The sequence below is a fragment of the Streptomyces globosus genome, assembly GCF_003325375.1.
GTDB lineage: Bacteria > Actinomycetota > Actinomycetes > Streptomycetales > Streptomycetaceae > Streptomyces > Streptomyces globosus_A.
Genome location: NZ_CP030862.1, coordinates 1960762 through 1974634, shown reverse-complemented (window position 1 = coordinate 1974634; position 13873 = coordinate 1960762). Strand labels below are relative to the sequence as shown.

At 73.5% G+C, this 13873-nt stretch carries 15 protein-coding genes; 11 read left to right on the top strand and 4 right to left on the bottom strand.

From position 1 onward, the window contains the following. Window positions 1-3: 3 nt before the first annotated feature. The gene (locus C0216_RS09145; RefSeq protein WP_114054784.1) at window positions 4-636 is read left to right on the top strand and encodes a helix-turn-helix transcriptional regulator; all 633 of its coding nucleotides are present in this window, start codon (window positions 4-6) and stop codon (window positions 634-636) included. Continuing rightward, window positions 633-1019, top strand: a complete 387-nt coding sequence (locus tag C0216_RS09140; protein WP_246042417.1) for a response regulator transcription factor — start codon at window positions 633-635, stop codon at window positions 1017-1019. The genes C0216_RS09145 and C0216_RS09140 overlap by 4 nt, the downstream gene beginning before the upstream one ends. Before the next feature lie 8 nt (window positions 1020-1027). Here C0216_RS09140 and msrB read toward each other — a convergent pair whose 3' ends face one another. From msrB to C0216_RS09120, 4 genes are all read right to left on the bottom strand, one after another. After that, a complete protein-coding gene (gene msrB, locus C0216_RS09135; protein ID WP_114054783.1) occupies window positions 1028-1441 on the bottom strand; it encodes a peptide-methionine (R)-S-oxide reductase MsrB in 414 nt (137 codons plus the stop codon). Between the two features lie 46 nt (window positions 1442-1487). After that, window positions 1488-2888, bottom strand: a complete 1401-nt coding sequence (murC, locus tag C0216_RS09130; protein ID WP_114054782.1) for a UDP-N-acetylmuramate--L-alanine ligase — start codon at window positions 2886-2888, stop codon at window positions 1488-1490. A 99-nt stretch (window positions 2889-2987) separates the two neighbouring features. Next, complete coding sequence (locus tag C0216_RS09125) at window positions 2988-3455, bottom strand: indole-3-glycerol phosphate synthase (RefSeq protein WP_246042415.1); 468 nt, start codon at window positions 3453-3455, stop codon at window positions 2988-2990. 135 nt (window positions 3456-3590) lie between these two features. Beyond that, window positions 3591-4391 (bottom strand): pyrimidine reductase family protein, encoded by an 801-nt coding sequence (locus C0216_RS09120; RefSeq protein WP_114054780.1) that lies wholly within the window; start codon window positions 4389-4391, stop codon window positions 3591-3593. A 129-nt stretch (window positions 4392-4520) separates the two neighbouring features. On the opposite strand from C0216_RS09120, the gene zapE reads away from it, so the two are divergent. From zapE to istB, 9 genes are all read left to right on the top strand, one after another. Beyond that, window positions 4521-5537 carry a cell division protein ZapE gene (gene zapE / locus C0216_RS09115; protein ID WP_428985484.1) on the top strand — a complete coding sequence of 339 codons (1017 nt, stop codon included), beginning with the start codon at window positions 4521-4523 and terminating at the stop codon, window positions 5535-5537. Window positions 5538-5604: 67 nt separating this feature from the next. Then, entirely contained in the window at window positions 5605-6030 is a 426-nt protein-coding gene (locus C0216_RS09110; RefSeq protein ID WP_114054778.1) for an OsmC family protein, read from the top strand. 1819 nt (window positions 6031-7849) lie between these two features. Next, window positions 7850-9253 (top strand): alkaline phosphatase PhoX, encoded by a 1404-nt coding sequence (locus tag C0216_RS09105; protein WP_114054777.1) that lies wholly within the window; start codon window positions 7850-7852, stop codon window positions 9251-9253. Window positions 9254-9410: 157 nt separating this feature from the next. Next, window positions 9411-10334 (top strand): polysaccharide deacetylase family protein, encoded by a 924-nt coding sequence (locus tag C0216_RS09100; protein WP_174250367.1) that lies wholly within the window; start codon window positions 9411-9413, stop codon window positions 10332-10334. A gap of 132 nt (window positions 10335-10466) precedes the next feature. After that, window positions 10467-10967, top strand: coding sequence for a transposase domain-containing protein (locus tag C0216_RS09095; protein WP_342777099.1), 501 nt, complete (start codon window positions 10467-10469; stop codon window positions 10965-10967). Next, complete coding sequence (locus tag C0216_RS09090; protein ID WP_162793151.1) at window positions 10954-11457, top strand: transposase; 504 nt, start codon at window positions 10954-10956, stop codon at window positions 11455-11457. The genes C0216_RS09095 and C0216_RS09090 overlap by 14 nt, the downstream gene beginning before the upstream one ends. Window positions 11458-11862: 405 nt before the next feature. After that, on the top strand, window positions 11863-12168 hold the full coding sequence (locus tag C0216_RS35300; RefSeq protein WP_428985407.1) for a hypothetical protein: 306 nt from the start codon (window positions 11863-11865) through the stop codon (window positions 12166-12168). Further along, the gene (locus C0216_RS09085) at window positions 12135-13088 is read left to right on the top strand and encodes a Mu transposase domain-containing protein (protein WP_428985406.1); all 954 of its coding nucleotides are present in this window, start codon (window positions 12135-12137) and stop codon (window positions 13086-13088) included. The genes C0216_RS35300 and C0216_RS09085 overlap by 34 nt, the downstream gene beginning before the upstream one ends. Beyond that, a complete protein-coding gene (istB, locus tag C0216_RS09080; protein WP_114054774.1) occupies window positions 13085-13855 on the top strand; it encodes an IS21-like element helper ATPase IstB in 771 nt (256 codons plus the stop codon). Before C0216_RS09085 ends, istB begins: the two co-directional genes overlap by 4 nt. Window positions 13856-13873 lie beyond the last annotated feature (18 nt).

The window sequence follows — 13873 nt, the reverse complement described above, 5'->3', positions numbered from 1 at the left end:
CAGGTGGGAGAACCCGTCCCTGTCGACGTCGTCGCGTTCGACCCCGTGCTGGAAGCCGGAACGAAGAGCACCCTGTTCGCCTGCGCCGAACTCGCCCCGGCGGCGCCGGGCCGCGAGCCGCGGGTCGTGGTCATGACCGTGGACCGGGTCGGCCGGCCGGAGCTGGACGTCCTGCGCACCGTCCGCGACGCCCCGTCCCGCCCCGACGTCGTCCTCGTCGCGGGCGAGCTGGAACCGGAGGGCGCCCTGCACGCGATAGCGGCCGGGGCCCGCGGACTGCTGCGCCGCCGCGAGGCGGACGCCGCCGCCCTGGCCCGCGCCGTCCTGGCGGCCTCCCGCGGCGACTGCACGCTGCCGCCCGACCTCCTGGACCGGCTGCTGGAACGCCCCGGCGGGCACGGCGCCACCGCGGCGGCCGGACCCGCCGCGGACCGCCGGCCGGCGCCCGGCCTGAGCGAGCGCGAGCGCAGCGTGCTGCGCCTGGTCGCCGACGGCCACGAGACCAACGAGATCGCCAAGCAGCTGTGCTACTCCCCGCGGACGGTCACGACCGTCGTGCACGACATCACCCAGCGCTTCCGCCTGCGCAACCGCGCCCACGCGGTCGCCTACGCGCTCCGGGTCGGCCTGCTGTGAGCGCCGTCGCCGAACTCTCGCGCCCGCTGCCCGCGCCGGCAGGTGACCTGACGGACCGGGGGGATTTGCTGCGCCTCGCCGGGGACGGCCGCATGCCGTACCCGGCCCTGGTCCGCCTGCTCGGCGCGGCCGCCGGGTCGGCCGCACACTCCGCCGCCGCACCGGCGGCCCGCCCGGCGGGGGCGGACGTCCCGCGGCTGACGGCCCGGCAGACCGCGGTCCTGACGCTGATGGCGGAGGGCCACGGCAACGCGGTCATCGCCCGCACCCTGTCCTGCTCGGAGCACACCGTCAAGAACGTGGTGTACGAGCTGATGGCCCGCCTCCAGGCCCGCAACCGCGCCCACGCGGTGGCCCGCGCGGTCCGCCACAGCCTGATCTGACGGACGGATCAGCCCTGGTCTGCCTGCGGGACCAGGCGCAGGGAGATCGAGTTGATGCAGTAGCGCTGGTCGGTGGGGGTGGGGTAGCCCTCGCCCTCGAAGACGTGGCCGAGGTGCGAGCCGCAGCGGGCGCAGAGCACCTCGGTGCGGACCATGCCGTGCGAGGTGTCCGCGCGCAGCTCGACCGCGTCGGTGTCCTTCGGGTCGTAGAAGGACGGCCAGCCGCAGTGGGAGGGGAACTTCTCGGTGGAGCGGAAGAGCTCGGCGCCGCAGCCGCGGCAGGTGTAGACGCCCGCCGTCGTGGTGTCGGTGTACTCGCCGCGGAACGCCGGCTCGGTGCCGGCCAGGCGCAGCACCTGGTACTCGGACGGCGTCAGCTCCGCCTGCCACTGCTCGTCCGTCTTCTCGACCTCGTACGCCATGACTCTTCCGCTCCCTCGTCCGGCCCGTGGGCCCTGTCTGCCCGGCTCAGCCCGCCAGGCGGGCGAGGATCGCCGGTCCCAGGTCCGTGACGTCTCCCGCGCCCATGGTGAGAACGAGATCGCCGGGCTTGGCCATTCCCGCGATCACGTCGGCGACGGCGTCCTTGTCGTGTTCGGCGGTGGTGTCGGCGCCGGCGGCGCGGGCGGCCGAGATGATGATCTCGCTGGTGACGCCGGGGATCGGGTCCTCGCGGGCCGGGTAGATGTCGAGGACCACGGAGGCGTCGGCGAGGGCGAGGGCCTGGCCCATCTCCTTGCCGAGCTCCTGGGTGCGGGAGAACAGGTGCGGCTGGAAGACGACGAGGATCCGGGAGTCGCCGGCGGCGCCGCGGATGGCCTCCAGGTCGGCGGTCATCTCGGTGGGGTGGTGGGCGTAGGAGTCGATGACCTGCACGCCGGCGGCCTCGCCCTTGAGCTGGAGGCGGCGCTTGACGCCGGTGTACTTGCCGAGGGCGGCGGCGAGGTCGTCGGCGGGGATGCCGAGGGCGGCTCCGGCGGCGAGGGCGGCGACGGCGTTGTGCGCGTAGTGGCGGCCGGGCACGGAGACGGTGAAGGTGAGGGAGCGGCCGTCGAGGCGGACGGTGACCTCGCCGGCCAGGCCGCGCGGGGTGATGTCCTCGATGCGGACGTCGGCGTCCTCCTCCTCGCCGTAGGTGACGACGGTGAGGCCGTCGCGGCCGCGGACGCGGGCGGCGATCTCGGCGGCGCCGGCCTGCCCGTGGGCGACGACGAGGGTGCCGCCGGGCACGATCCGGCCGACGAACGTCTCGAAGGACTCGTAGATCTCGTCCATGGAGGCGTAGTTCGCGTGGTGGTCGAGCTCCGCGTTGAGGATGATCGCGACCTGCGGGGCGTACTTGTGGAAGCTGCGGTCGCTCTCGTCCGCCTCGGCGACGAAGATGTCGCCGGTGCCGTGGTGGGCGTTGGAGCCGGGGGCGTCCAGGTCGCCGCCGATGGCGTAGGAGGGGTCCAGGCCGAGGGCCGAGAGGGAGACGGCCAGCATGGAGGTGGTGGTCGTCTTGCCGTGGGTGCCGGCGACGGCGATCGGCCGCAGGCCGTCCATGAGGGCGGCGAGGGCGTCGGAGCGGTGCACGACGGGGATGCCGAGCTCGGCGGCGCGGGCCAGCTCGGGGTTGTCGGCGCGGATGGCGCTGGAGACGACGACGCTGGTGGCGTCGTCGGCGAGGTGGGCGGCGGCGTGCCCGATGTGCACGGTCGCGCCGTGGGCGCGCAGCGCCTGCGCGGTGTCGGAGTCGCGGGCGTCGCTGCCGGCGACGGCGGCGCCGCGCTGGGCGAGGATCTTCGCGATGCCGGACATCCCGGCGCCGCCGATGCCGATGAAGTGCGGGCGTTCCATGGCGTTCGGCAGGCCGGGCTGCGGCGTCATACGGCTTCTCCCCAAAGTGCGGGCGGGTCGGGTGCGCCGGGGCGGCCCGGCCCCTGCGGGTGCGGGGGCCGTCCCGGCGCGAACGTGTCGGACGCCAGCCTATTCGTTGTGGGCGAAGAGCTTGAGCACCGGAACCCCGACCTTGTGGCGGGCGCGGGAGGCCCAGTCCCGGTGGAAGAACTCCTCGACGAAGTGCGGGGCGGTCAGGACGATCACCTCGTCGGCGCCCTTCTCCTCGACGACGGCCTTCAGCCTGTCCAGCGGATGGTCCTCGACGATCTCCCCGACGGCGGTGGCGCCCTTTCTCCGCAGGGCTTCCAGGGAGTGGGCGAGGGCCTGCTCCGCAGGCCCGAGGGCGGCCGCGCCCTCGGGCTCGTCGGCCTCGTGGAGCGCCTCGGGCAGCTCGCCGAGCGCGACGTCGTCGATGGCGCGCAGCAGGCGGTCCTGGTCGCCCCTCGGCTGCATGAGCACGATGAAGGAGACCGGGTCGTCCCCGTGCAGGGTGGTGACGAAGTCCACGTCGACGGTGGTCAGCGGCTGCTCGATCATCAAAACGCTCGTGAACACGGACGCCCTCTCCTTCATGGGCGGCGGCGGCAGGCCGCGGCCCTTGCGGAAACCATCCTGCCCCGCTGTCGCGCGGGGCGGCGCAGATATATGTGCCCACCGGAAGCAAAGCGGAACGAGGAATTCCGCCCGTTGTCAGATCCGACGGTAGCTCGTGAAGAGGAACCCGGCCTCCTCCAGCACCAGCGCGGGCGCGAACCGGTGCGGGACGGCCACGGAGGGCCCTCCGGCGATCCGCTGGGCACCCCCCGCCGTGAGCATCGGCGACACGGTCAGGCACAGCTCGTCCAGCACCCCCGCCGCGACGAACTGGCCCAGCAGCCGAGGCCCGCCCTCCGTGAGCTGGCGGCGCAGCCCGCGGGCCGCCAGCTCGCGCACCGCGCGCGCCGGGTCCACGGCCGCCCCGTCGCCCGCGACCACGACCTCGACGCCCGCCCGCCCGGCCTCCGCCACCCGTTCGGCCGGAGCCCCGGCGCCCGTCACGACGAGTGTCGGCACCAGCGGGGAGGCGAACAGCGGCAGCGAGAAGTCCAGGTCCATCCCGGAGGTGACGACGGCGATCGCCGGCGCCGGGCCCTGCCCGGCCGCCGCCCGGCGGGCCGCGAAGGCCTCACGGGCGCGGGCCGGCCGGTACCCCTCCTGGCGAACCGTTTCCGCTCCGGCGATCACCACGTCCGCCAGGGCCCGCAGCGTGCCGAAGATCCGCATGTCGGTCTCGCCGGAGATCGGCTGGGAGCGCCCCTCGTGCTGCGCCGCCCCGTCTAGCGTGGAGACCATGTTGGCCCGCAGCCAGTGCCCGTCCGGCCCGATCGGCGGATACGCGTACGCCTCCGCGAGCTCGTCCAGCGACCACTCTCGGTCACCGGCGTCCGGCGCGGGCCCGGCGGAGTCCGCGGGGCGGGATGTCTGATCGGTCACAGGGAACAGGCGTCGCATCGGTGCAGTGTGCCACGCCCCGTAGAGTTAAGAGCTGTGTCAACCTCACTCTCCGCCGCCGGTTCCACCCACGGGCGCCACCCGGCCGCCGACGCCGGCCCGCAGGCCCTCTGCGCACGCGAGCCCCGGGTGCCCGCCGAGCGGCTGGTGGCCGAGATGGTGCCGCCGCCGCGGTTCGACTCGGTGCGCTTCGACACGTACAACCCGGACCCCGCCCAGCCCAGCCAGGCCGAGGCTGTCGGCGTCCTCGCGGGCTTCGCCTCCGGCCTCGGCGGCGCGCACGCCACCGGCTCCGGCAAGCGGCGCTGGTTCGGCCGCGCACCGAAGGCCGCCGCACCGTCCGGCCCGCGCGGGGTCTACCTCGACGGCGGGTACGGCGTCGGCAAGACGCACCTGCTGGCCTCGCTGTGGCACTCCACCCCGGCCGAACCCGCCCTGAAGGCCTTCGGCACCTTCGTGGAGCTCACCAACCTGGTCGGCGCACTCGGCTTCCAGCAGACCGTGCAGACCCTCGGCGGGCACCGGCTGCTGTGCATCGACGAGTTCGAACTCGACGACCCCGGCGACACCGTGCTGGTGTCCTCGCTCCTCAGCCGCCTCGTCGAGCAGGGCGTGGCCCTCGCCGCCACCTCGAACACCCTGCCCGGCAAGCTCGGCGAGGGCCGCTTCGCCGCCGCGGACTTCCTCCGCGAGATCCAGGGCCTGTCGGCGCACTTCCGGCCGCTGCGCATCGACGGCCAGGACTACCGCCACCGCGGCCTGCCCGAGGCCCCCGCCCCCTTCTCCGACGAGCAGGTGGCCAAGGCCGCGTACGCCACGGAGGGCGCGAGCCTGGACGACTTCCCCGGGCTGCTGGAACACCTGGCGAAGGTCCACCCCAGCCGGTACGGCGCCCTCACCGACGGCATCACCGCCGTCTGCCTCACCGGCGTCGTCCCCGTGCCCGACCAGTCGACGGCGCTGCGCCTGGTCGTCCTCGCGGACCGGCTCTACGACCGCGAGATACCCGTGCTCGCGTCCGGCGTCCCCTTCGACCGGCTGTTCGGCGACGACATGCTGAACGGCGGGTACCGCAAGAAGTACTTCCGCGCCATCTCCCGGCTCACCGCGCTGGCGCGCGACGCGAAACCCCTGGTGTCCCAGTAGGTTTGGGGGCGCCGGGCGCCGTCGAGGCACCCGGCCGCTCCCCCATCCGCGAAGGGATACAGAGAACATGGCCACCACGCGCCACGCACACACCGTCTGGGAAGGCAACCTGCTGGAGGGCAAGGGTGTCGTCACCCTCGACTCCTCGGGCCTCGGCTCCTACGACGTCTCCTGGCCCGCCCGGGCCGAGGCCCCGAACGGCAAGACCAGCCCGGAGGAGCTGATCGCGGCCGCGCACTCCAGCTGCTTCTCGATGGCCCTGTCGCACGCCCTGGCCGGCAAGGGCACCCCGCCCGCCCGCCTGGAGACCAAGGCCGACGTCACGTTCCAGCCCGGCGAGGGCATCACCGGCATCCACCTGACGGTGGAGGGCGAGGTCCCGGGCCTGGACGCGGAGGGCTTCGAGGCGGCCGCACAGGACGCCAAGAAGAACTGCCCGGTGAGCCAGGCCCTCACGGGCACCACCATCACCCTGAGCGCCAAGCTCGCCTGACGGGCGGCGCCCGCCGCCCGCCGGGGCGCCGGGCTCGCCTGGGTGCGGTTCGTGCGGGCGCAGCTCGTACGAGCGCACAAGCGTACGAGCCAGGCGTACGAGGCCCCCTGGCCCGGGAGCCGTGAGGCGGCGGGAACACCGCCCCCCGGCTCCCGGGAGGCCCGGACGGACGTCCGCCGCCTCCGGACTGCCGGGCAGCCCGCCGCGGGCACACCGCCTCCGCCACCGGACAGCCCGGGAACGGTGCACCCACCCCGACCACCGGGGGCACGGCGCACCGACGGCGGGGGTGGTGCGGGCGGGGGCCGGTCGGGCGGGGTCTGGAAGGCGTCGGCGGGAGCCGGATGGTCGGGAGCCATGTGGCTCGGGGTCGGTTGGTGCCGGGGGTGTCCCGGCAGCCCATTGTCCTTCCGGTGCGGGCCGTCCTGTAAAGGGCGCTCCCGTTGGTCGCGTCGCTGCGCGATGGCCCTTCGGGCCACCCTTGACAGGACGGCCCGCCCCGGAATGCCAACAAGCTGCCGGGAAGCCCCCAGGGGAACGGCCTGGAGGGACCGTCACCTACCGGGCGGATCAGAGCCGCTGCCCTCCCACCCCGGCCGCCGCATCCCGCCCCACCGGCATCAGCAGACCCGCCAGCGGGAGCCCGGTTGGCTCTGACGTGGCGAAACGACGTCCAGAGCATCATCCGCGGACAGGAGCGCCCCGGATCGCTACGTACGCGCCCTCGGCTCAGCGCCCGGCGGCCGTCAGGGGCGGGGGTGGCGCGGCGGATCGTTACGGGGGCGCCGTCGGCTCGGCGGCTGACCGCCGGACCTCTGGATCGCCGGATCATGGCGGTGGGCGGGGCGGATGCGTTCGTCCTGCGGCCGGAGGCCGATATGGGAGGAGCAGGGAGTGGGCTGGGGCGCTTCGCGCCCCGCGACGGCCCGGTGTCGCGCAGGGGTGAGGAGGGCGAAGCGGGCTGGGGCGCTTCGCTGCCCCGGACTGCGGCCGGTCGGCAAGCAGCCCGCGCATGCAGCGGTCCGAGGCGCCTTGGCGCCTCGGGCGGTGGTCGGTCGCCGAAACAGACGGGGTCTATGGCGGGCTGGGGCGCTTCGCTGCCCACGACGACGGCCGATGGCCGCTGACCTGAGGGCGCCCACGTAGCGATCTGCCGCGCGCCCCAGCCCCTGACCGCCGCCGGACGCTGAGCCGAGGACGCCCACGTAGCGATCCGACGCGCTCCTGTCTGCGGATGATGCTCTGGACATCGTTTCCCGACGTCACAGCCCAACCCGGCTTCCGTCGGCGGGTCGGCTGATGCCGGTGGGGCGAAAGGGGCCTGCGGGGCGGGAGGGAAAGGGCTCTGATGGCCCTGAATGGTCCACGTACCCCCAGGCCGTTCCCCTGGGGGCGTCCCGGCAGAAAAAATGCCTCCGGGGCGGGTCGGTCGGTCAAGGGTGGCCCGCCAGGGCCATCGCGCAGCGACGCGCCCAACGGGCGCGCCCTTGAGGGACCGGCACGCCCCGGACACCATCAACTGCCCGGGACACCCCCAGTAGCACTACCGACCCCGACCCATCGGCTACCGCCCACCCCGCCCCCCGCCTCGCGCTTCCGGTGCCGACTGGTCGGCTCCCCGCCCCCCTCCCGCCGCCTCCAACCGTTGCCGACCCGCCGGCTCCCGCCCGCCCCCACCCCTGCCCCGCCCCCACCCCACCCCGCACCGCCGCCGGGGTGACCGCGGCGGCCGGGCCGGGCCCGGCAGGACCCGGCGGGGTGGGGCGGCGTGGTACCACGGGCGCGTCAACTCCCGCCGCCTGCACCGGGGAGCCGCCCCATGTCCGTCAGCCGTCGCAGTCTGCTCGCCGCCGCGGGTGTCAGCTTCACCGGAGCGCTCGGTGCACTGTTCGCCGCCGGCCCGCGGGTCGCCGCCGGCCCGCGGGTCGCCGCCGGCCCGCGGGTCGCCGCCGGCCCGCGGGTCGCCGCCGCCCGGCGGGGCGGCGGGTACGGGCCGCTGCTGCCCGACCCGTACGGGCTGCTCGACCTGCCCGCCGGCTTCGCCTACCGGGTCCTGTCCCGCGCCGGCGAGCCGCTGCGCTCCGGGGAGGGGCCCGTACCGGGCAACTGCGACGGCATGGCCGCCTTCGCCGGGTCCTCCGGCGCCGTGCGCCTGGTCCGCAACCACGAGAACGGGCCCGCCGCCGCCCTGCGCGTTCCCCCCGTGCCCGGTCTCGTGTACGACCCGGCCGCGCGCGGCGGCTGCACGGTCCTCGACCTGGCGCCGGACGGCCGGGTCACCGCCGAGCGCGTCGCCCTCGCCGGGACCGCCGTGAACTGCGCGGGCGGCCCCACCCCGTGGGACACGTGGCTGAGCTGCGAGGAGACCGAGGACCGCGCGGGCACCTCCGGCTACGCCGAGGACCACGGCTGGGTCTTCGAGGTCGACCCCGCCGACCCGCTCCGCTCGGGCGCCGTCCCGCTGACGGCGATGGGCCGGTTCGCGCACGAGGCGGTCGCCGTCGACCCGGCCACCGGCATCGTGTACGAGACCGAGGACGCCTTCGTCGAGCCGTTCGGCCTCTTCTACCGCTTCCTGCCTGCCCGCCCGCTCGGCGGACCCGGCTCTCTGCGGGCCGGCGGAACCCTCCAGGCGCTGCGCGTGCGCGGGGTGCCGGACCTGTCCGCGGTGGACGAGCCCGGCACCGAACTCCCGGCCGAGTGGGTACCCGTACCGGACCCGGCGGCGGCCGGCACCCCGATCCGGTTCCAGGACTTCGGGCCGGGCGGCATCACGCACGCGCAGAAGCTGGAGGGCTGCTACTGGGGCGGCGGCGGGGTCCACTTCGTCTCCAGCTTCGCCCGCAGCGCCGAGGGGTCGGCCGCCGACCACCACGGCCAGGTGTGGTTCCACGACCCGCGGCGCGCCGTGATCCGCCTGGAGGTCCTGTTCGGGCCGGCGGCGGGGGCCGTCCTGCCCGGTGACTCCCCCGACAACATCTGCCTGGCCCCGGGTGGCGGGCTGATGGTGTGCGAGGACGGCGGCGGCGCCCAGTACGTCTTCGGGGTCACCCGCGGCGGCGAGGTCTACCCGGTGGCCCGGAACGCCGACGACATCGGCGGGCCGGGCGCGCCGGAGTGGGGCGAGTTCGCCGGCGTCACCTTCTCGCCCGACGGGCGCACCATGTTCGTCAACGCCTACACCCCGGGGACGACCTTCGCGGTGACCGGCCCCTGGCACTGAGCCTCCCCGCCCCCGGCCTCCCCGTCCCCGCACCCCGGTGCCCGTCCCGTCCCGGGCGCCGCGGAGCCCCCGCGGCCGCGGGCCGGCGGGGCGAATCACCCTGCCGGCCCCCGTGGTGTGACCATCCGACCATCAGATCGTCATATATTTTGCGGGCGTGACCCTTTCTGTGCGCAATGCGGCGGCCGCGGCCGCCCTCGGCGCCGCCCTGTGCGCCGCCCTTTCCGGCTGCGGAGGCGGCGGCGCCGCGTCCGGTGCCGCCGGCCAGGCCCGTCTGGGCACGCCCGCCGCCCCGCCCGCGGCCTCCTCACCCGCCTCCCCCGCCTCCTCCCCAACGGCGGCCCCGCCGGCCTCCCCCGCCGTCGGCCACGGCCCCGGCAAGGCCCCCACCCTGGCGCCGGGCCCGAACGGGCTGACCCCCGTCTTCGAGCGGGCCCGGCAGCAGACCGAGAAGACCGTCGCCCTGACCTTCGACGCCGACATGACGGCCGACCAGGGGCCGCGCGCCGCGGCCGGGGAGCGCTTCGACAACCCCGGACTCATCAGCACCCTGAAAACGCTCAACGTGCCCTCGACCGTCTTCATGACCGGCCGCTGGGCCGAGGAGTACCCCGATCAGGCCAAGGCCATCGGCACCGACCCCGTCTTCGAGGTCGCCAACCACTCCTACAGCCACCACGCCTTCACGTCCCCCTGCTACGGGCTCCCCGCGCTCGACAGCGCGGCCGCCCGCGCCGACGTCGACCGGGCCTTCGCCGCGTTCCGCAAGGCCGGCGCGGTCAACACCGTCCCCTACTTCCGCTTCCCCGGCGGCTGCCACGACGAGCGGGCGCTGCGCGCCCTGGCGGGATCCGGGGTGACGGCCGTGCAGTGGGACGTCGTCAGCGGCGACGCCTTCGCCAAGGACCCGGACGCGGTGGCCGCGCAGGTCCTCGCCGGGGTCAGGCCCGGCTCGGTGGTGGTCATGCACTGCACGCGCAGCGCCGCCCCGGTCACCGAGGAGGCCGTCCGCAAGATCGTGCCGGAGCTCCGCAAGCGCGGCTACCGCTTCGTGAAGGTCTCCGAGCTCGTCGGAACCTGACGGGGCCGCCCGGACACGCGTCCACATGACAGGGATCCGGTCGCGAAACTCTGGGCATCCGGCCCGTCACCCCCGGGGGCCGCCGGAGGGCAATGCAGTTGCCTTTGAGTTGCGGGGATCGTTGCCCTGCGTGTGACGGGGTGGGGCGCGGGCCAGCGGGTGCCGATCGGGATCCTGACGAAGGTGTTCACCGCTGAGCTGGTGGACGCGGCGATAGCCAAGCACGACCGTGCCGAGCGGCGGCGCCGCCTCCTGCCAGCGAGGCTGGTCGTGTACTTCGTCCTGGCCCTGTGCCTGTTCGCCCGGGAGTCGTACGAGGAGGTGCTGCGGGTGCTGACCAGCGGCACCCCGGGCAGCCGGGCCCTCGCGCGGGTGAACCGGTCGTCATTGTGCCGGGCCCGCGCCCGCCTCGGCGAGGACGTGCTGGAGACCGTGTTCCGCCAGGTGGCTGGCCCGCTCGCCACCAGGGACACGCCCGGCGATTGGTGGCGAGGTCTGCGACTCCTCGCCCTGGACGGCACCCAGTTCGATCTCCCGGATTCGACGAGCAACGGCGACACCTTCGACGGCCCCTCCACCACCGGCGGCGTCCCTTTCGGCTTCCCCCCGGGTCAGGGCGGTGGTCCTCGCTGAGATCGGAACGCACGGAGTCCTCGATGCCCGCCTCGGCGACTACCGCGACGGAGAACGTGGCCTCGCCTACCCGCTGGCTGGCTCCACCGGCCCCGGCGGCCTGGTCATCGCCGACCGCGGCTTCTGGTCGGTCGAGTTCGCTCACGCCTTCACCGTGGCGGGTGCGGATCTGCTGGTCAGGCCTCAGTCCAACAATCTCGGCACCGTCCAGGCAGAACTTCCGGACGGCTCGTGTCTGTCGATGGCGCGACCGGGAAAGGACATCCGGCTGCGAGCCGCGAGGGAGGGCCGGGTGCTGCCGCGGCACGTGATCTATCGCGTCATCACCTTCACGAAGGGCGACAAGGTCGCCTACCTGGGCACGACGCTGCTGGACCCCGAGCATTACCCGGCCGCCGAGCTCGTCGCGCTCTACCGGGAGCGCTGGGAGATCGAGCTCGCCTTCGACGAGATCAAGAACCACCTTGGTCCAGGCGGGCCGATCAGGTAGCGGACACCGGACGGCGTCCGCCAGGAACTGTGGCCTACCTCGCCGTCCACCACGCAATCCGCCAGTTCGCCCACACAGCCGCGCTCGCCCGCCTGTCGGCGTACACGTGAACGTGCATGGCCGCGTACGGATGAACGTGCAGAGTTCCTGATGTGCTGAGGTTCGGGATTCGGCACTCTGCTGCCTGTTGGTCGAGGTCGCAGAGATGGGGTGGCCGTGGTCCTGGATCCGCAGCGCTGGCTGGAACTACGGTGTTTTCGTGGCCTGGTCGAGTCCGGAGCCATGAGCCTGACCGAGGTCGCCAAGGAGACCGACCTGAACTGACGGACGGTCAGCAAGTATCTGTCAGCCGATGGACCCGCCTCGCCTCCGCGCCGGTCGCCGAACGGCCGGTCCCGGGCCAGGGTGATCGACGAGTTCGCGCCGCTGGTCGACTCGATACTGCGGGCGGAGATCCTGATGAAGGCCGCTGTCATCCACGAGCGGCTGGCCGCGGAGTACGGGTTCACCGGCAACTACCAGCGGACCAAGCTCTACTTCCAGGAAGCCCGGCCCCGGATCGCCGAGGAACTCGGCATCACGCCGAAAGAGCTGGCGGGCATGCACCGCCGATTCGAGGTCATCCCGGGCGCCCAGGCCCAGGTGGACTGGGTGACGAAGGCAAGATCCTCGCCCACATGGGCATCGCGAAGGTCTACTCCTTCCACATGAAGCTGTCGTACTCACGCGACCCGTTCTGCTGCTTCACCACCAGCCAGGACCTGCAGACCTTCTTCGACTGCCACCGCCGCGCGTTCGCTCACTTCGGCGGGGTCCCGATGACGATCGTCTACGACCGGACCAAGACCGTCGTCCGACGCCACGTCGCTCCCGGCGAGGCGGTCCCGCTGCACCCGGAAGCGGTCGGCTTCGCCGGTCACTACGACTTCGACATCGACATCCTGGCCGCCTACCGGCCCACCGGGAAAGGCCGCGTCGAACGCCAGGTCCTCATCGTCCGCGATCACGTCCTGTCCGGCCGGGCCTTCTCCTCCGTCGAGGAGATGGACGCGGCCTTCGCCGCCTGGGTGCCGCAGCGGCGGGCCCAGATCCACAAGACGCACCGGGAGGTCATCGGCGAACGGGCGGCCCGTGACCACGCGGCTCTCAAGCCGCTGCCGCCCACCCCCTATCTGGTGGCCGAACGGCATCTGCGGCCGGTCGGCAAGGACTGCCTGGTCGCCTTCGGCGGCAACCTCTACTCGGTGCCCGCCCGCCGAGTCCGCCCCCGCCAGCTGGTCGAGATCCGGGCCACGAAGTCACAGATCATGGTGCACTCGACCGCCGCGGACGCCAGCGGCGAGACGCTGCTGGCCATGCACCCTCGGGCGGTCGGCCGCGGCGTCCGGGTCGTCGAGGAGACCCACTGGGACGGCCTGCCCACCGGCAAGGGCCGCCGCACCACCACCGGCGACGTCCCCCAGCCCCGGCGCGAACGTCCTCTGGGCGAGGAGGCCGGACCGCTGCAGGCCCTGCTGAACCGGGCTGCCGCCACCCGCATCGAGGTCGGCCGCCGTCCACTGTCGGTCTATGACGAACTGACCGGCACCCGTCCCTTCACCACCCACCCGAGCACGAGGGAAATGTCTTGAGCGAGCTGGTCTCCACCCGCATCCGCAACACAGCCGGCAAGCTCGGCCTGCCCCACCTGACCGAGACCATCAGCGAGTACATCCGGCGGGCTGACGAGGGCAAGATGGGCTATCTCGACTTCCTCGATCTGGTGCTGTCCGAGGAACTTGCCGTCCGCGACGACCGCCGCTTCCGCCAGGGCCTGCGGCTGTCCCGGCTGCCCCACCACAAGACTCTGGACGAGTACGACTTCTCCTTCCAGCCCGACCTCGACCCGCGCAAGGTCAAAGACCTCGCCACCCTGTCGTTCGTCGAGGCCAAGGCGAACGCCGCCCTGCTGGGGCCGCCCGGGGTAGGCAAGACGCATATCGCTGTCGCCCTGGCGGTCGCGGCCTGCCGGGCCGGCTACTCGATCTACTTCACCAGCCTCGACGACATGGTCCGCCACCTCAAAGCCGCCGAGGCCGCCAGCCGTCTGACCAGTAAGCTCGGCACCTACCTGCGGCCCAGCGTCCTCGTCGTCGATGAAGTCGGATACCAGCCGCTGGAACGAGCCGAGGCGAACTTGGTCTTCCAGGTGATCTCGAAGCGCTACGAGAAGGGCTCGATCATCCTGACCTCAAACAAGACCTTCAGCGAATGGGGACAGGTGTTCGGCGACGAGGTCCTGGCCACCGCCATCCTCGACCGCCTCCTGCACCACTGCGAAGTGATCTCCATCAACGGCCCCAGCTACCGCCTGAAGAACCGCCTCAAGGCCATCGAGCGAGAGACCGAAGTCACTTAAGCGCTGCCGCCCAAAGAC